A 15,802-nucleotide genomic window follows, 5' to 3' on the forward strand; every position below is an offset into this window, starting at 1 on the left:
TCATTGCACCGGCACCGCGCGAATCGTCGCGCGCGGGGCCCCTTCCTGCGGCACCCCCTGCAACGACACCGGCTGCGGCCGCGGCCCCGGGATCGCCTTCGCCGCCGACGGCAACTGCGGCGCCTGCATGTCCGGCATCGCCCAACTGCGCTCTGGCTGCAACTGCCCCTGGGCCCGACGCATGAAGTCGTAGCGATTCAGGGTAATGCTGCGCCCCGCCCCGCTGTCGCGAATGATGTAGGGCCGCAGGAACACCATCAGGTTGGTCTTGGTAACGCTGCGCTTCTCACTGCGAAACAACGCCCCCAGACCGGGAATCTCCGACAGCCACGGCACCGCATCGTTGCTCTGGGTGTAACCGTCCTGGAGCAACCCGCCCAGGACCATGATCTGCCCGTCATCGAGCAGGATGCTGGTGTCGATCGCACGCTTGTTGGTCACGGTGCCGGCGTCCACCGAAGCCCGGGAATCGACGCTGCTGACTTCCTGGTAGATGTCCAGCTTGACCGTGCCGCCCTCGGAAATCTGCGGCCGGACATTGAGCTTGAGCCCCACTTCCTCGCGCTGCACGGTCTGGAACGGGTTGTTGCTGGTGCCACCGCCTCCGGTGACATAGCTGCCGGTGACAAAGGGAATGGTCTGGCCGACGAAGATGCTCGCGGCTTCGTTGTCCAGGGTCAGCAAGTTCGGCGTGGACAGTACGTTGGTCCCGCCCTTGCTCTTGAGCGCGCGGGCCAGGACCTTGAGGTCCAGCACCTTGCCGATGCCGGGGATGTCCACGGTGCCGTCCACCACGCCGATGTTCAGGCCCTTGCCCAGCACGTCGATGCTGGTCTTGCTGGCAGGGCTGGCCACCAGGCCGCTGCCTCCCAGGTTGACCCCGCCGAAACCGCCCTTGCCACCCAGGTTGCCGGCCTGCCACTGCACGCCGAACTCACTGGCATCGTCTTCGCTCACTTCGACGATCAGGCTTTCGATCACCACCTGGGCACGACGCTGGTCGAGCTGGTCGATGACCTCCCGCAGGTTGCGGTACAGCGGGTCCGGTGCGGAAATCAGCAAGGTGTTGGTGGTCGCGTCGGCCTGGATGGTCACCCCGCCGGCGCTGAAGGCGGTGTTCTGGTCGCTCTGCTGACCATTGGCACCCTGGCTGCTGGCACTGCCGCCCTGGCCATAGGCCGCGCCGCCATTGCTGTTGTTGAGGTTGCCGCTGCCAGTGGGGGTGGCGCTGCTGTTCTGGCTGCTGCCCTGGCCATTGGGCGTGGTGCCGCCCATGCCGCTGAGCATGGCCCGGGCGCCGTCGCTGCCGCCGCTGTCGCTTTCCCCGGTGAGCAGGCCGCGCAGGGCCTGGGCCAGTTTGCCGGCCTGGGCATTGCGCAGGTAGACCACGTGCAGGTTGCTCGGGTTGCTCTGGGCGTTGTCCAGTTTGTAGATCAGGTTGCGCGCCAGCTCGGTGCGCTCCGGGCTGCCGGCACGGATGATGATGGAGTTGGAACGCGGGTCGCCGATCACGCTGATCTTCTGGGTCGGGTCGGCACCCTGGGTTTCCAGCAGTTCGGAGACCATGGTCGCGATGTCCACGGCAATCCCGTTCTGCACCGCCACCACATCGGTGTCGATGGCGCTGGGGCTGTCGATGCCGTCGATGATCTGTGCCACCCGCTGCAGGTTCTCGGCGTAGTCGGTGACCACGATGGTGTTGTTGCCCGGGTAGGCATTGATCGGGTTGTTCGGCGAGACAATCGGCCGCAACACCGGGATCAGGTTCACCGCGTTCTCGTATTGCAGGCGGAAGGTGCGAGTCAGCATGCCGTTGCCGGCCGGTTTGTCGGCGCTGTAGATCGGCCCGCCGAGCAGCTTGGCGTCGGCCTCGGGCACCACCTGGGCCACGCCGCCGACATCCACCACGCTGAAGCCCTGCATGCGCAGGGCCGCCAGGAGCATGTCGTAGGCCTGGTGGGCCGGCACCTGGCCTTCGCTGACCAGGGTCAGGTTGCCCTTGACCCGTGGGTCCACCAGGAACTGCTGCCCGGTGGAGCGGGACAAGGCGCGGACCACCGCCTGGATGTCGGCGTCGACAAAGTTCAGCTGCACCGGCTGATCCCCCAGCGGATTGCGCGGCACGCTGGTGCTGCGCGGTGTGCCGGGGGCTCGGTTGCGGGTGACCGGGTGCAGCACTTTCGGCCGTTGGGCCTGCTGTGCCTGCAAGCGCTGGCGATCCACCAGGGCATCACCGCTGCTGTGGGTACTGCCCAGGGGCTGGCCCAGCTCGCTGTCCACCAGTAACGGCGGTGGCGTGGTGGACTGGGTGTTGCTGCAGGCCCCCAACGCCAGCAGCAGAAAAGGTGCGGCCTTGCGACACTGGCGCACGTAGATGGAACCTGACCACTTCATGAAGCTTCCTTAGCGCCCTGCGCCTGATCCATGCGAACGGTCCCGGACAGTGTGCCTGCCGAGTCATCGGCGGCGGCCGTGCCTGCGCGTTGCAGTCGGGCCTCCACCACCTGCAGTGAAAATTGCCGGGGAGCCCCCAGCAGCCAGCCGACCGCGGCATCCGCCGGGGCCTGCTCAAAGGTCAGCTGCCAGCTCTGGGGGCCGGCTTCATCAGCGGGTTGCAACTGGTAGTGGTCCTTGAGCCCGGCTCCATCCAGGGTCTGGCGCAAGGATTGTTCCAGGCTTTGGCCCTGGCCGGCGCGAGGGCCCGCCACTTCGTGCAGCAGCACCTCCAGGGCTTCGGCCTGGGAGCGCAGCTTCGGGGTTTCGGCTTGCCAGTAATCGATCTTCTTCAGCGGCGGCTGGATCAGCAGCAACCACAGCAACAGCCCCAGCACGCCCACGGCCATGGCCGTCAGCAGGCGCTTCTCCCGCAGGGCCAGGCCCTGCCAGTGTCCCTGGGCCCGGCTTCGAAGGCCGGCCCAACGGGCCTGGTACTGCGCCAGCATGGCCTTATTCATCGTCAGCTCCCTGGGGGTTCTCGGTGGCATTGTCCGCCCCGGGTGCCGCCGGGCTCAGAACCCAGCCCGAGGATTCGCGCTGGACGCTGTAGCCGGCCTGGTTCAAGACGCCCTGCCAGCCGCTGTCGGCCACCTTGGGGGCGTCCGCCAGCGGTTCCAGCTGCAGCCGATCCTGGGCGAAGCTCAGGCTCTGCAGGCTGCCTACCATGAAGGGCATGGCGTTGCCGGCCTGCAGCAACAGGTTGACGAAGCCCTGGGTCGGGTCCGTGGCCGCGCCGCTCTGACGCGCGGCCAGTTGCTGACGCGCCTGTTGCAGGGGGTTGAGCACCACCGGCAACTCGGGAAACACCTGTTTGACCCGCTCGCTCATCTGCGCCTTGAGCCGCTGGCCCTGCTCGGCTTCACGGGCCGCATACAGGTTCAGCCCCAGCACCCAGACCGCCACGGCCAGGGCACAACAGCCCAGGGCCCGCCCCCAGCCTCGGGGGCCCGCGCGCTCCAGCGCCGCCCCGCTGTGCAGGCCCCAGGGCGGTGGCACGCCACTCCAGCGCTGCTTGTCCGGCCGTTGCTCAAGCACCGTCAGCGGCGGCTCGTCACCGATCCAGCACAGCGCGCTGCCAGAGGCCCGCAACTGCTCCAGGGTTTCCTCCACCAGGGGCTGCACGCTGCCCTGCTCGACGCTCTGGCGCATGAGCAACTGCTGGTCCAGCAGGCACAGGCTCAGTTGCCCCGGGGGCGGCACCGGCAAGGCGTAAGGCGCCGGGTACAGCCCCTGGAGTTTCAACCCGGCCTGCTCCAGCAAGCCGCCCAGGGCCTGCAGGCGCTGGCGTGGCAGCCAGCTCAGCGCCACCTGCCCCTGGGCATCCCGGGGGCCGTGGGCCACATGCATCTGCTCGCTGGGGCCGAGGATCAGGGTCTGCGCGGCGCAGGCCACAGCCGCCTTGATCCGCGCGGCCGGCAGTTGCGGCATGTCGATGTGGGTCAGCAGGCTGTCCAGGGGGTGCAAGAAGCACTCCACCGCGATCGGTTTGCCGCCGCTGCGCCATTGCCCCAACGGGCAACGGCCGACCTCGTCGACCCGCCCGGCACGATCCAGCCGGGCAAAATCCAGGAGGCATTCCAGAGGCCGTGGAGCCTCGAGCAATGATTCCAGCGGCGGCAAGGCAATGCGCAGCCGGCTCATGCCCCCACCCGCGACCAGATCACCTGGGGCATGCGGTCCTCGGGGCGGTAGAGCAAGGCTTCCAGGCTGACCCGGCGCTGGTCGCGACGGGCCTGGCCCTGCAACAGGAACCATTCGCTGGTGATGCCGACCTTGAGCTGGTCCACCTGGATCTGCGGGTTGTGCAGGCGGTTGATGAAATCACCACGGTTGATGAACCAGCGCCCGGCATCCCGCTCGGCCACCAGGGCCCTGGCCCGTGCCAGCTCCAGCCCGGGAACCACGGCCGCCAGCACTTCGGCGCTGGCGGTATTGCCGTTGACCCAGGTATTGCCCGGCAGGATACCGACGTACTGCTCGAGCCGCGCCAGCTGGGCGTCGCCCAGGCCCTGGAGCCCGCGCAGATCGTCGAGGCTGCGCAGCATCGGCTGCTTGGGCGGCAAGGTCTGGGCCGCCGCGCCCGGCGAGGTCAAACGACCGCTGTTGAATCCGCCGCGGGTGCTGCTGTCGGCCGACGGGTTGCCCAACTGCTGGGGATAGGACGCAATCACCCGCTGGCTGATGCGCCGGCTCAAGGCCGCGTCGATGCCGATCAATTGGCACAGCTGTTCGAAGCTCTGCAGTTGCGCGGCGTCCACCTGGTGATTGAACACCAGGTTGCGCAGGTTGAACTTGCCTTGCTGGTCTTGCAGGCGGCCCTGGAATGCACTGTTGAAACCACCCAGGGCCGGGTCACCAATGGGCCGTGCCCAAGCCTGGTCGAGGCGCGTCAGGACATCCCGCTGGCGCGCCGTCCAGAGCAGTTGCCGGCTGTATTCCAGGCCGCCCTGGAGCACCCCGCTGCCGACGATCCGGCCTTGCTCGGCCTCCACGGCCCGGGTAAAGGAAGTTTGCCGGGTGAGCATGCCGCCGGCGATCACCGCCACCACCGCGGCGATCAGCAAGGCGCTGATGATGGCCATGCCACGCTGCTTCGCCGCACTGGGCGAATGGGCTTTCATGGCTGGCCTTAAAGCTGCCAAGAGCCGATGTCGGCGTTCACGCCTTCGCCATCGGGCTGGCCGTCGGCGCCGAGGGAAAACACGTCCACTTCGCCGTTGGCACCCGGGTTCAGGTAGTGATACGGGCGGCCCCAAGGGTCATTGGGCAAGCGCTCCAGATAGGAGCGCCAGTTGCTGTCCTTGGCATTGGCCGGGCGCTCCACCAGCACCTTCAGGCCCTGGTTCTGGTTCGGGTAGCTGCCGTGGTCGAGGCGGTACAGCTTCAAGGCCTGCATCAGCCCGGCAATGTCCTGCTTGGCCGCAGTGGCGCGGGCCTGGTCCGGGCGGTCGAGGACCTTGGGCACCACCATGGCAGCGAGGATCCCGAGGATGACCACCACCACCATGATCTCGATCAGGGTGAAGCCCCGCTGCCGCCGAGGCCCCCGGGACAGGGATGTTACAGGCGCGATATCCATCTCGACATTCCTTGGCTTGAGTTCGATTCGTCGCGCAGTGTTGCAAGAACATATGTCAGTGATATTGAAAAACCTCGGGAGTTTCAGTCGCCATTCGGTCAAGCCCGCAGGCTAGTCTGCGAGGCTGTTTCCCGGTCTCGAGCGGCCCATGCACGCCTTGCGCAAACAAGCTGGATTTACCCTGATCGAGGTGCTGGTGGCCTTGGCCATCATTGCCGTAGCGATGTCGGCGGCGGTGCGCGTGGCCGGCCTGATGACCCAGAGCAACGGCCTGCTGCGGGACAAGTCCCTGGCCCTGCTGGCGGCCCAGAGCCGCTTGGCCGAACTGCGCCTGGAGGGCCGCTGGAACAGCGGATTGAAGAGTTTCGACTGCGACCAGGGGCGGCTCAAGCTGCGTTGTGAGCAGGCGATTGCCGCAGACAGCGCCCCGGGCTTGTTGCGGGTCAGTGTGCAGGTGCGCGACCGCAGCCGCGAAGCGCCGCCCCTGGCCCGGCTTGAGACCCTGGTCAGCCGCGCGCCGGTGGCGCGGCAATGAGCCTTAGCGGCTCAGGCGCGGCATGGCCGGCGAGTCCGGCAGCTTGCTGACCTTGACCCGGGACTGTTCACCGCCGCGCTCGATCAGCACGCCGTCGGCCTCGATGGCCGCCAGGCGCACGCCCTGGGACAGTTGCTCGCCAGCAAGAAAACTGCGCGGCGGTCCATCGTTCAAGCGCAGGATCGCCACCGCGCCACGAACGCCGGCCATGACCCCGGAAACCTCGACAGCAAGCGCTGTCGGCTGGTTGGCAAACCACTGCAGGGCCGGGTTGTCGGAGCGCGCGGCCAGGACCTGGGGCGCCACTGCCGGGGTTTGCGACTCGGCCGGGGTCAGCAGCAGGGACGACCAGGTGGCGACACCGGCCAGGGCCGCCAGCAGCGCCGCGTACTGCAGCAGCTGGGGAGCGGTTAGACGCGGGGCAAGTTGCATGACACGTAGCATCGGCGGGACCTCCTGTTTGTCCGTCCCCGCAGCCTACAGGGCAATTCTCACGGTTTTATTTCACTGGACGATCATCTGCGCCAGTCAGGATGCAACGGTCACCAAGGAGAGCAATGTGATGGGCACCGAGCGGCAAGCAGGCTTCACCCTGATCGAATTGATGGTGGTACTGGTGATCATCGGCATCGCCAGCGCAGCAGTGGGCCTGAGCATAAGGCCCGACCCGCTGCAGTCCCTGCGCAAGGACGCCGAGCGCCTGGCGCAGCTGCTGCAGGTGGCCCAGGCCGAAGCCCGGGCCGACGGCCGGCCGATCACCTGGCGCGCCAATGCCAAGGGCTTTGCCTTCAGTCGTCCAGAGGATGGCGGTCCCGGCGTCGATGAGTTTCGCAACGACAGCCAACTGCGCCCGCGCACCTGGGAAACCCCATCGGTGCAGGTGAGCATCGAACCCAAGCAGCGCCTGGTCTTGAATGCCGAATGGATCAGCCCGCCCCTGCGGGTGCAGTTGTCCGACGGCCAGCACCGCCTCAGCGTCGAGCGCACGGCCGCAGGCCAGGTGCGAGTGGTGAAACAGCCATGAAGCCTCGGCAAAGCGGCTTCACCCTGATCGAAGTGATGGTGGCGATCATGCTCATGGCGGTGGTCAGCCTGATTGCCTGGCGCGGCCTGGACAGCGTCACCCGGGCTGACGGCCACTTGCAGGCAAGCACCGAGCAGACCGAAGAACTGCTGCGCACCCTCAACCAGCTGGAGCGCGACGTGGCCCTGCGTGCCAGCACCCAGCTGCGCGAGCCGAACCTGGTCGACAGCGAGAGCGAGGGCAGCGAGCCCGACAGCCCGGCGCCGCTGAGCGTACGCAGTTCCGACAGCAAGGGCTTTCGCCTGGAAGTGATCCGCAGCGCCGCGAACCCGGGAGAAGGCCTGCAGCGGGTGCGCTGGTGGCTCAAGGGCGACACCCTGTACCGCGCCGTCGCCGAGGCCCGGGACCGCTATCCGTTGCCGGCGCCCAAGGGCGGCGTGGCCGTCTTGAACCGGGTCAGCGACCTGCAGGTGCGCACCTGGAACCCGGACAAGGGCTGGCGCCAGCTCAGTGGCAATCGCCAGGACAACCCTTCTGGACTGGAGATCCGCCTGGTGCGCCAGACGCCCCAGGGTGAAGAACGTTACCGCCAGGTGCTGGGGCCCCTGGACTGAGGCCATGGGCAAGGACCGGCAGCCCTAGACAATCAACCCGGAACTTGATGCCGATGGCATCGATCTGCGCCCGCTCGAACCATGGTCCGCAGCCGGCAGCATGCCGAGGGGCCCGGCCCCCTTGGCGTTGGCGAAAGCACAACAGGGGCAGACCTGATCGCGCTGGAGCGGCGCCGTGCAGGGGAACCGCGGTCGGGGGAAGCCCCGGCGACACTAAGCCATGGTGAGACTCAGCTGAGCAGCACCACGCCACCCGGCAATTCGGTGCACCTGGCGCCGTAGGCATCGCGAATCAGCAGGGCCACGCCGGCCAGCTGGTTGAGGTTGAAACGGGCCTGGACCTTGCGCTTGCCCAACTCGGCATTGAGCAGCAGCAACATCCCCGGGCGATAGCGATTGATCTCGCTGATCACGGTGTTGAGGCTGGCGTTGTCGAACACCAGCACTTGTTCGCGCCAGGCGATCACGCTGTGAGTGTCCACCACCACCGGCTCGCCCACGGACCTGGCGTCGTAGGTCAGCTGGCGGCCGCTGTCCAGGCGGATGCTGCGTCCCGCCACCTCCACCTGCAGGCTGCCCTCGATGCAGGTCACACACACCTGGCGCTCGGTATTGCGCAGGTTGAAACGCGCCTGACGGGCACTCAGCCAGCCATCACCGGCCTGGACCTTGAACGGTTGCGGGCTCTGGCTGAAAACCTCGACCTCGCCCTCCAGCAGTTCGATGCCCTGCTGGCCCGCGCCGACTTCGCGCCGGCTGATGCGGGTCTGGGTATTGAGCTCCAGGCTCACACCCTCGGCCAGGTCGACCCGGCGTTGCTCGCCGACTTCGGTGGCGAAATCCGCGGTCAGCCCGGCAAAGCCGCCCGGCACCGTGAGCCGGACCATGAACAGCGCGGCCGAGGCCGCCAGCGCGCCACCGATAAAGGCCCGGCGGCCCAGATGCCGTGGCCGCGACTGGCGCTGCAACTGCTCGGCGGCCGGCTGCAGGCAATGCCACAGGGCCTTGGTCTGCTCGAACGCCGCCGCATGCCGGGGGCTTTGCGCGCACCACTGGCGCAGCGCCCGGGCATCGGCGGCGGTGGCCTGGCCCGAGGTCAGGAGGACCAGCCAGTCCCGGGCTTCGCTCAGCAGTTGCTGGTCCGCCGAGGCCTGGGGAGTGGAAATGCTAAAGATGTTCAAGCGCGCAGGTACTCACGGATTGATCAGGGACTCTTTGTCTAGGACGGTTTTCCGGCCCCGGGACCGAACCGCTGAATGACTTTTCTTTCAAGACGCAGGGCGCAATGGCCCAGGGCCGCCTTGAGTTCCTTCTCCACCATCCGTGTGGAAATGCCGAAACGCAGGGAGATTTCCAGGTGCGGCGCCTCTTCCAGGCGCGCGGCAATAAAAATCTTGCGACGCCGCGCCGGCAGCTCGTAGAGGGCCTTGAGCAGGGTCTGGATTTCCTTCTGGCCACCCACCACCCGCGCCGGGTCCTGGGCGTCATCGGCGATCTGCAGCAATGTTTCGACTTCCTCGCCGGTGAGCAGGCGCGCGTCGGACTGGCGGCGGTCGGCGGCGATGTTCAGCGCCATGCGGTACAGGTAGGCATTGGGTTGCAACAGGTTCGGCGGCTCTTCCATGCGGTCGACCCGCAGGTAGGTTTCGTGCAGGACGTCGTTGGCCAGGTCCTCGGAGCCCAGGCGCCTGCGCAAGCGCACCCGAAAGTCCTCGTAGGACGTCAGGAACAGCCTGACCATCGTACTCTGTCCGGTATTTTTCATACCCCGGAAGCTCCTTCCCATTCCTTGCAGTCCATGCGTTTCCCTGTTGTGTCCGGTATCAAGAGTAAGGTCAGAGGCTGGCGCAGCGAGCTCGGCGCCGGGCGCTCGACCCGGGTGGCCGCCAGACCCAGCACCAGGGCCTCGTCACGCTGCAGGTCACCGGTGGAGCTCACCAGGCGACTGTGCTGCACCGCACCATCGGCGCCGATCCACAGCTGCAGCAAGGCGCGAAAACGCCCGGGCCGAGTCAAGGACGAACGACACAGGCTACGCTCCACCGCCTGCTGCAAGGCACTGGCATAACTGCTGTTGAGCCTGGCCGCCCGGCGCGCTCCAGCCCCCTGCAGCGGCGGCACCGGCGTGGCCGGCGGCACCTGCAAGGTGAAGGCATCGCTGCGCGCATAACGGGCCATCAGGCCACTGCCCGCGAGCAAACCACTCAAGCCCTCGCGAGCGCTGTAGCGGCCCTTGATCCCCACCGAACGCCGGCCCCGGGTCAGCTCCCGGTCCACCAGCACCGCCATCCCGGTGGCACGGCTGAACCGCTCCAGAGCCTGCGCCAGGTCCTGCGCCGGGATATCCAGTGCCTGCAAGGCCTGGGAATCCACCCGCGGCGGCCCCTCGACAGCGGCCTGCGCCCACTCCTGCCGCACCAGCGCGAGCAACGCGAAGCCCACCACACAGGTCGCCAAGCCCCCGCGCAATGAAGTCCATCGCCCGACCTGCGCTCTGCTTCGCTGCACGGTGGTCCAATCCCTGAAAAGCGTCATCCTGAGGCCAGTTTATGAATCTGGTGTTACGGCCACGGCAAAAAAACCATCACTTTTTCAGCGCCCGGTTTGCACTACACTCGGCCGGCATCGAGGCCCGCTTTCCCGGGCCTGCCAGGAGGCCAGGATGAAACGATTAAGCCGATACACCGCAGCGTGCCTGCTGCTCAGTGCCCTGCCCTGGACGCTGCAGGCCGAAGAAGCCAGTGAGGGGTGCGTGGAGGTCAGCGTCGGAGGCTACAAGGCCCCCGACTACAACTGCCTGAGCAAACAGATGGGCAACAACCCGGAGGCGGCCAAGGCGGCCCAGGCCAATCAGCAGGCCCTGCAGGACCCGGTGAACAAGCGTCCGCCCAATCAGGTCGGGCTGGCCACGCCGGCGGCCACCAGTGTGCGCATGGGCAATACCTTCGGCACCTCGGTCAAGCCGCAACGGCCCTGAGGGAGCGCCACTTGCGCAGCGCCTGGTGAATCAGGCAGCCCACTGCCGGGCTACCTGCTGCAACTCGATACGCGCCCGCTCCAGGGCCTCGGTACGGGCCTCGGGGTTGGCGAACTGCAGGGGCTGGGCATCGACGAACTGCGGATGTTGCACGCCGATAAAGGCGAAGGCCGCCCGCAGCGCCGGGGTCAAGGCATCCATCCAGGCCATGGGGTTGCCCGGACGCAGGTCGGCGCCGCGGCTGGTGAGAAACAGCACCTTCTGCCGAGTCAACTGGCCGACGATGCCTTCAGGGGTGTTGAGATAAGTCAGCTCGGTGCGGGTAATGCTGTCGATGAACGCCTTGAAGGTCGACGGCATCGACCAGTTGTACATGGGCATGGCGAACAGGCAGGCGTCGGCCTCCATCACTCGCCGGCACAAGGCATCGGACGCCGCCAGGGTCTGGCGCATGGCCGCGGTGCGCGCCTCGGGGGCGGTGTAGGTGGCGATGGCGAACGCCTCGGTCACCGCCTCCGGCGCCTCCTGGGCCAGGTCCAGGTAATCGATCTCCAGGTTCAGGCCCTGGTCCTGCAACTGCTCAATGAAAAAGCGCCCCAGGGCGCGGGAATTGGAACGCTCGCCCTTGGCGCTGGAGTCGACGTGCAACAGCTTCATGCGGGATACCTGTATTGCGGAGTTGATAAAACGGAGTCATTCGCTGGGTTGCTGGCCGAAGCTCACGGCCAGGCGGTTCCAGCAGTTGATGGTGGCGATGGCCAGGGTCAGGTCCACCAGTTCGCGCTCGCTGAACTGTTCCCGGGCCCGGGCATAGAGCTCATCCGGGACGCCCGCGGCCGGCAGCAGGGTCACCGACTCGCACCAGGCCAGGGCGGCGCGCTCCCGAGGCGTGAAGAACCCCGAGTCGCGCCACACGCTCAAGGCATACAGGCGCCGCTCGCTTTCCCCCTGGCGCCGTGCCTCGACTGCGTGCATGTCACTGCAGAAGGCGCACTGATTGAGCTGGGAGACGCGAATCTTCACCAGCTCCAGCAGGGGTTTGTCGATGGACAGCCCAAGGCTCACGGCCTCCAGCATCAGCAAGCCCTTGAGGGCCTCCGGCGAGGCGCTGTAGTAATCCAGGCGCGGTGGCATGGTTCAAACCTCTGGCGGTCAACGGGAGCACACAGGCTAAAGGTGCGGCCGAAAATGCCCTATAGCCAATCCCGGGTTTTCCCGGGAGACCACTGCCCTCGCGGCGCCCCCCTGCAACATCCACCTGACCCGCCCGGCATCGCCGCGAAACGCCGCCGGAGGCCGTACCTGTCGCACGCCTGAACAGTCATTGAGGCTGTATGGTGCGATCTGAAACGGCCGTTATATGATCCGTTTTTTTTTTGAACAGTTGAAAGCATGGACGTTTTGAAACGACAGGTATTGCACAAACCCTGCCTCAGTATCTTCCTGGTCGCGCTGGCGGTTTTCATGGGCTTGCAGTACAAGGCTGCGATCCTCAACTACACCACTCGCTTTGTCGATTTTGCCCAGTACATGCTGTACCACGGCATGACCCTGTTCCCGATCTCCGACGACTTGCAGCCCTACCCCGACTACACCATTGCCAATACCTGGCTGATGTACCTGGCCTCCCTGCCCACGGGGCGAGTGTCGATCCTGTCGATGGGCCTGCCCTATTGCATTGCCGCGGCGCTGATCCTGGTGTTCATCTACAAGCTCGGGGCCCTGCATGAGAAGCGCTGGGGGCTGTGCGCGGTGCTGTTCTCACTGTTCACCTGGGCCTTCCTGGACAGCGTCAATTCCCTGGCCCTGGATGTCTATCCGGCGCTGTTCGCCCTGCTGAGCTTCTACCTGTGCTACGCCACCGACCTGAAGCAGAAACCCTCGCGCCAGGGCCTGGTGTACCTGGCCCTGGCCCTGGGGTTCGCGTTTCGCGGGCCTATCGGCCTGATCGGCCCGGCGATCGTGGTCGCGGCCTATTTCCTGCTGAGCCGGCAATGGCGCAGGCTGCTGGTGTTCTCGCTGGTCTCGGGGCTGATCTTCATCGTCGCCGTGGCCTTGCTGGTGTGGGCCGCCCATGTGCAGGGCGGCGCGGCCTTCATGCAGGAAGTGCTGATGATGCAAGGGCTGGAGCGCATCGCCAGCGACCACGCGCCCCGCTATTACTTCTACTTCAGCGCCGGGCTGTTGACCTACGGTGTCACGGTGTTCTTCGCCGTGATCGTGATCGCCCGCAAGTACAGGCACTTTTTCCAGGCGAAGCGAACGCCCGAGACCAGCCTGCTGCTGTACCTCAGTGCCTGGTTCCTGGCCCTGATTGTGTTCTTCACCATCCCCAACTCGAAGAAGGCCCGCTACATCCTGTCCATCACTCCGGCCATCTCGCTGCTGGCGGCTTATATCTTCATCGACAAGAGCGGCGTATTTCTCGCGGCCAGGAACTGGATGCTGCGCTTCTGCCTGAGGCTGCCCCTGGCCATACCGGGCCTGGTCCTGGTGGCCTGCCTCTACAACCACTTCGCCACAACGCCTGTGCAACCGAACTACCTAGGCCTCTTCGCCAGCTTCATGGTGCTGGCGGCAATGCGCCATGTGATTGTCCGGCAGGGCGGCGAGCATCCCCATCGCGAGCTGATCATCCTTGGCTTCGGCGCCCTGACCTTCCTCTGCCTGGATGGCTTTTTCTTCAACGCCATCACCTATCACCTGGAACTGGCCAAAGAACCCACTCCCAAGTTCCTGCCCTATTGGTTCTGAAACCGTGGGCACCGGGCCGCAGTGCCCGGTGCCGACTACACGAAGCCCCTGGGGACGAGTAACCTTGCGCCCATGAATCAGCGTCAGGTGGGGCAATGGAACTTCATATAGTGATCAACGGCCGCAAGGATCTGGCCCAGCAGCTGTACCAGCAATTGCGCGATGCCATCGAATCCGGGCGCCTGGTTGCCGGCGCCCAACTGCCTCCCAGCCGCCTGCTGGCCGAGCAACTGGGCATCTCGCGCAAGACCGTCTCCGACACCTACGCTGCGCTGACCTACGAAAACTACCTGGTGGGCAAGATTGGCCGCGGCACCTTCGTCACCCCGCGGCCGGTCAAGACCGAACGCAAGCAAGGCGCCCAGGACCTGGCCTGCGCCCACAGCCTGGCGCGCTGGCAGGCACTGCCCTCGCCCCTGCCTCACCCGACCCTGGAAGGCACCCTGCGCTACGAGTTCATCGGCGGCGCCACCAGCCGCGCCCAGTTCCCCCAGGAAGACTGGCGCCGCTGCACCCAGGACGCCCTGCGGCGCATGGCCCAGAGCGGCGGTTTCTACAGTCAGGCCGAAGGCCTGCCGGCCCTGCGCAGCGCCATCGCTGGGCACGTGGCCTTCTCCCGGGGGGTGGTCTGCAGCGACCAGGACCTGGTGGTGTGCAACGGCGCGCAGCAGGCCCTGGACCTGATCGCCCGGGTGGTGCTGGAACCCGGCAGCCTGGTGGCCATGGAAGACCCCGGCTACACCCCGGCGCGCTTGCTGTTCAGCGCCCAGGGAGCCCGGGTGGTGGGCATTCCGGTAGACGAAGAAGGCATCCAGGTGGCGTTGATACCCGACGGGGTGCGGCTGATCTACGTCACCCCGTCCCACCAGTTTCCGCTGGGCATGCCCATGAGCCAGGCCCGCCGCGAAGCGCTGCTGGAGCGCGCCAGGGCGCTGGGGGCGATCATCATCGAAGACGATTACGACAGCGAGTTCCGCTACGAAGGGCGGCCCACCGATTCCCTGCAGAGCCAGGACAGCCACGGCATGGTGGCCTATGTCGGGACCTTCTCCAAAAGCATGCTGGCGCAGCTGCGCCTGGGCTACGCGGTGCTGCCGCCGGCGATCCTCGCGGCGGTGATCAAGGCCAAGCAGCTCAGTGACTGCCACACCCCGACCCTGGGCCAATGGGCCCTGGCCAAGTTCATCAACGACGGCTGCCTGCAAAAACACATCCGCCGTTGCCATGGGGTGTATGCCGGGCGCCGGGAACGCATCCTCCAGCGCCTGCAGGGCGACCTGGCGCCCTGGTTGCAGGCGGTGCCCTGCACCGCCGGGTTCCACATGGCGGCACTGTGCAAGGTGCCGGTGAACATCCCGCTGCTGCTGGAGCTGGCGAAGAAGGTCGAAGTGGGCCTCTATTCCCTGCATCACTTCTTCCATGACACCCCGGTACGCGACGGCCTGATCATCGGCTTCGGCGCCATTGAGACCCTGGACATCGACCCGGCCCTGGACAAGGTGCGCGACATCCTGCGGCAGATCGCCTGAGCCCGGGGCCTTGCTTGCGCCACGTCGGCATTGGTCTGGTGTTCTTTGCCGGGATTGGTTATCGGACTTCGGCGGTCGAGGGCTTAGCCTGGCTCCACCTCAACCTGCTGGAGAAACTGAAGATGAAAGCCCTGACTGGTGCCCTCGCCGCCCTGGCCCTGATGACCTCCCTGGGCGCCGTCGCCCACGACCCGGTGTACGGCCAGGAAAAACTGGCGGTGCTGCAAGACCACGCACTGGCCAATCTGCCGGGCAAGAAGGTCATGATGCTCACCGTCGACTACGCCCCGGGCCAGGCCACCGTGCCTCACCGGCATGCCCGCGCGGCCATGGCCTATGTGCTGCAAGGCGCCATCACCTCCCAGGTCAACGATGGCCCGAGCATCACCTACAAGGCCGGGGAGTCCTGGTTCGAACCCGCCGGTTCGCAGCATCCGCTGTCGGCCAACGCCAGCCAGACCGAGCCGGCCAAGCTGCTGGTGTTCATGCTGATGGACGCCAAGGATGAAGTGCTGACGCCCCTGGCCCATTGAGCCCCTGCAGCCCATGACTCGTATCGGGCCCCAGGGGCGAGGCTCGATACGGCCACGGGCTTGTGCGAGGCGCATCATGCAAAATTTGGTAACACTCCCTGACAGCCCCGGCCATGAAACCGATCCCAGCTCGTGCTGTCACATTGCAATCGGTCAAGGCCGGGATCATCCATTGAGGATTGCAGTGGCCGCTCGCGGCCCGTACTGCGGGCACCGTTGACCGTATGCAAGCCCCTGCAAAGGGCCTCGATGCCCCGGTTT

18 protein-coding genes are annotated in these 15,802 nt (G+C 66.4%); 7 read left to right on the forward strand and 11 right to left on the reverse strand.

Annotated features, from left to right (window positions below):
* Genes gspD through gspG form a run of 5 tightly spaced genes read right to left on the reverse strand, consistent with a single transcriptional unit; the run spans position 1 to position 5,575 of the window.
* A complete protein-coding gene (gene gspD, locus ACZ5BO_RS19525; protein ID WP_464696173.1) occupies positions 1–2,394 on the reverse strand; it encodes a type II secretion system secretin GspD in 2,394 nt (797 codons plus the stop codon).
* Positions 2,391–2,954, reverse strand: coding sequence for a type II secretion system protein GspM (gene gspM, locus ACZ5BO_RS19530; RefSeq protein WP_025131924.1), 564 nt, complete (start codon positions 2,952–2,954; stop codon positions 2,391–2,393). Before gspM ends, gspD begins: the two co-directional genes overlap by 4 nt.
* Positions 2,947–4,137: a type II secretion system protein GspL gene (gspL, locus tag ACZ5BO_RS19535; RefSeq protein ID WP_464696174.1), complete on the reverse strand. Its 1,191-nt coding sequence runs from the start codon at positions 4,135–4,137 to the stop codon at positions 2,947–2,949. The genes gspM and gspL overlap by 8 nt, the downstream gene beginning before the upstream one ends.
* Positions 4,134–5,117 (reverse strand): type II secretion system minor pseudopilin GspK, encoded by a 984-nt coding sequence (gene gspK, locus ACZ5BO_RS19540; protein ID WP_464696175.1) that lies wholly within the window; start codon positions 5,115–5,117, stop codon positions 4,134–4,136. Before gspK ends, gspL begins: the two co-directional genes overlap by 4 nt.
* 8 nt (positions 5,118–5,125) lie before the next feature.
* The gene (gene gspG, locus ACZ5BO_RS19545) at positions 5,126–5,575 is read right to left on the reverse strand and encodes a type II secretion system major pseudopilin GspG (protein WP_025131927.1); all 450 of its coding nucleotides are present in this window, start codon (positions 5,573–5,575) and stop codon (positions 5,126–5,128) included.
* A 148-nt stretch (positions 5,576–5,723) separates the two neighbouring features.
* On the opposite strand from gspG, the gene gspI reads away from it, so the two are divergent.
* The gene (gene gspI / locus ACZ5BO_RS19550; RefSeq protein WP_025131928.1) at positions 5,724–6,110 is read left to right on the forward strand and encodes a type II secretion system minor pseudopilin GspI; all 387 of its coding nucleotides are present in this window, start codon (positions 5,724–5,726) and stop codon (positions 6,108–6,110) included.
* A gap of 3 nt (positions 6,111–6,113) precedes the next feature.
* On the opposite strand, the gene ACZ5BO_RS19555 is transcribed toward gspI, so the two are convergent.
* A complete protein-coding gene (locus ACZ5BO_RS19555) occupies positions 6,114–6,554 on the reverse strand; it encodes a type II secretion system protein N (RefSeq protein ID WP_464696176.1) in 441 nt (146 codons plus the stop codon).
* A gap of 118 nt (positions 6,555–6,672) precedes the next feature.
* Between ACZ5BO_RS19555 and gspH the strand changes: the two genes are divergently transcribed.
* Positions 6,673–7,134: a type II secretion system minor pseudopilin GspH gene (gene gspH, locus ACZ5BO_RS19560; RefSeq protein WP_464696177.1), complete on the forward strand. Its 462-nt coding sequence runs from the start codon at positions 6,673–6,675 to the stop codon at positions 7,132–7,134.
* Positions 7,131–7,748, forward strand: a complete 618-nt coding sequence (locus tag ACZ5BO_RS19565) for a type II secretion system protein GspJ (RefSeq protein WP_025131931.1) — start codon at positions 7,131–7,133, stop codon at positions 7,746–7,748. The genes gspH and ACZ5BO_RS19565 overlap by 4 nt, the downstream gene beginning before the upstream one ends.
* 230 nt (positions 7,749–7,978) lie before the next feature.
* Here ACZ5BO_RS19565 and ACZ5BO_RS19570 read toward each other — a convergent pair whose 3' ends face one another.
* Genes ACZ5BO_RS19570 through ACZ5BO_RS19580 form a run of 3 tightly spaced genes read right to left on the reverse strand, consistent with a single transcriptional unit; the run spans position 7,979 to position 10,256 of the window.
* Positions 7,979–8,929, reverse strand: coding sequence for a FecR family protein (locus ACZ5BO_RS19570; RefSeq protein WP_464696179.1), 951 nt, complete (start codon positions 8,927–8,929; stop codon positions 7,979–7,981).
* Positions 8,930–8,967: 38 nt separating this feature from the next.
* Complete coding sequence (locus ACZ5BO_RS19575; protein ID WP_464696180.1) at positions 8,968–9,513, reverse strand: RNA polymerase sigma factor; 546 nt, start codon at positions 9,511–9,513, stop codon at positions 8,968–8,970.
* Positions 9,510–10,256, reverse strand: coding sequence for an STN domain-containing protein (locus tag ACZ5BO_RS19580; protein WP_371261377.1), 747 nt, complete (start codon positions 10,254–10,256; stop codon positions 9,510–9,512). Before ACZ5BO_RS19580 ends, ACZ5BO_RS19575 begins: the two co-directional genes overlap by 4 nt.
* Before the next feature lie 154 nt (positions 10,257–10,410).
* Here ACZ5BO_RS19580 and ACZ5BO_RS19585 point away from each other — a divergent pair, with 154 nt between their 5' ends.
* A complete protein-coding gene (locus tag ACZ5BO_RS19585; RefSeq protein ID WP_025131935.1) occupies positions 10,411–10,725 on the forward strand; it encodes a hypothetical protein in 315 nt (104 codons plus the stop codon).
* Positions 10,726–10,755: 30 nt separating this feature from the next.
* Here the strand turns inward: ACZ5BO_RS19585 and ACZ5BO_RS19590 are convergent, their stop codons facing one another.
* Positions 10,756–11,382, reverse strand: coding sequence for an FMN-dependent NADH-azoreductase (locus tag ACZ5BO_RS19590; RefSeq protein WP_464696181.1), 627 nt, complete (start codon positions 11,380–11,382; stop codon positions 10,756–10,758).
* A 36-nt stretch (positions 11,383–11,418) separates the two neighbouring features.
* Positions 11,419–11,859 (reverse strand): carboxymuconolactone decarboxylase family protein, encoded by a 441-nt coding sequence (locus ACZ5BO_RS19595; protein ID WP_025131937.1) that lies wholly within the window; start codon positions 11,857–11,859, stop codon positions 11,419–11,421.
* Between the two features lie 258 nt (positions 11,860–12,117).
* Between ACZ5BO_RS19595 and ACZ5BO_RS19600 the strand changes: the two genes are divergently transcribed.
* From ACZ5BO_RS19600 to ACZ5BO_RS19610, 3 genes are all read left to right on the forward strand, one after another.
* The gene (locus ACZ5BO_RS19600) at positions 12,118–13,479 is read left to right on the forward strand and encodes an ArnT family glycosyltransferase (protein WP_464696182.1); all 1,362 of its coding nucleotides are present in this window, start codon (positions 12,118–12,120) and stop codon (positions 13,477–13,479) included.
* A gap of 95 nt (positions 13,480–13,574) precedes the next feature.
* Positions 13,575–15,008, forward strand: a complete 1,434-nt coding sequence (gene pdxR, locus ACZ5BO_RS19605; RefSeq protein WP_464696183.1) for a MocR-like pyridoxine biosynthesis transcription factor PdxR — start codon at positions 13,575–13,577, stop codon at positions 15,006–15,008.
* 122 nt (positions 15,009–15,130) lie between these two features.
* The gene (locus ACZ5BO_RS19610; protein WP_464696184.1) at positions 15,131–15,541 is read left to right on the forward strand and encodes a cupin domain-containing protein; all 411 of its coding nucleotides are present in this window, start codon (positions 15,131–15,133) and stop codon (positions 15,539–15,541) included.
* The last annotated feature ends 261 nt before the right edge of the window (positions 15,542–15,802 follow it).

The sequence above is a fragment of the Pseudomonas sp. FFPRI_1 genome (genome assembly GCF_055384485.1).

Bases quoted from the DNA above. Each gene is read 5' to 3' on its own strand.
- gspD (WP_464696173.1), bottom strand. From the start codon at position 2,394: ATGAAGTGGTCAGGTTCCATCTACGTGCGCCAGTGTCGCAAGGCCGCA.
- gspM (WP_025131924.1), bottom strand. From the start codon at position 2,954: ATGAATAAGGCCATGCTGGCGCAGTACCAGGCCCGTTGGGCCGGCCTT.
- gspL (WP_464696174.1), bottom strand. From the start codon at position 4,137: ATGAGCCGGCTGCGCATTGCCTTGCCGCCGCTGGAATCATTGCTCGAG.
- gspK (WP_464696175.1), bottom strand. From the start codon at position 5,117: ATGAAAGCCCATTCGCCCAGTGCGGCGAAGCAGCGTGGCATGGCCATC.
- gspG (WP_025131927.1), bottom strand. From the start codon at position 5,575: ATGGATATCGCGCCTGTAACATCCCTGTCCCGGGGGCCTCGGCGGCAG.
- gspI (WP_025131928.1), top strand. From the start codon at position 5,724: ATGCACGCCTTGCGCAAACAAGCTGGATTTACCCTGATCGAGGTGCTG.
- ACZ5BO_RS19555 (WP_464696176.1), bottom strand. From the start codon at position 6,554: ATGCTACGTGTCATGCAACTTGCCCCGCGTCTAACCGCTCCCCAGCTG.
- gspH (WP_464696177.1), top strand. From the start codon at position 6,673: ATGGGCACCGAGCGGCAAGCAGGCTTCACCCTGATCGAATTGATGGTG.
- ACZ5BO_RS19565 (WP_025131931.1), top strand. From the start codon at position 7,131: ATGAAGCCTCGGCAAAGCGGCTTCACCCTGATCGAAGTGATGGTGGCG.
- ACZ5BO_RS19575 (WP_464696180.1), bottom strand. From the start codon at position 9,513: ATGAAAAATACCGGACAGAGTACGATGGTCAGGCTGTTCCTGACGTCC.
- ACZ5BO_RS19585 (WP_025131935.1), top strand. From the start codon at position 10,411: ATGAAACGATTAAGCCGATACACCGCAGCGTGCCTGCTGCTCAGTGCC.
- ACZ5BO_RS19590 (WP_464696181.1), bottom strand. From the start codon at position 11,382: ATGAAGCTGTTGCACGTCGACTCCAGCGCCAAGGGCGAGCGTTCCAAT.
- ACZ5BO_RS19595 (WP_025131937.1), bottom strand. From the start codon at position 11,859: ATGCCACCGCGCCTGGATTACTACAGCGCCTCGCCGGAGGCCCTCAAG.
- ACZ5BO_RS19600 (WP_464696182.1), top strand. From the start codon at position 12,118: ATGGACGTTTTGAAACGACAGGTATTGCACAAACCCTGCCTCAGTATC.
- pdxR (WP_464696183.1), top strand. From the start codon at position 13,575: ATGGAACTTCATATAGTGATCAACGGCCGCAAGGATCTGGCCCAGCAG.
- ACZ5BO_RS19610 (WP_464696184.1), top strand. From the start codon at position 15,131: ATGAAAGCCCTGACTGGTGCCCTCGCCGCCCTGGCCCTGATGACCTCC.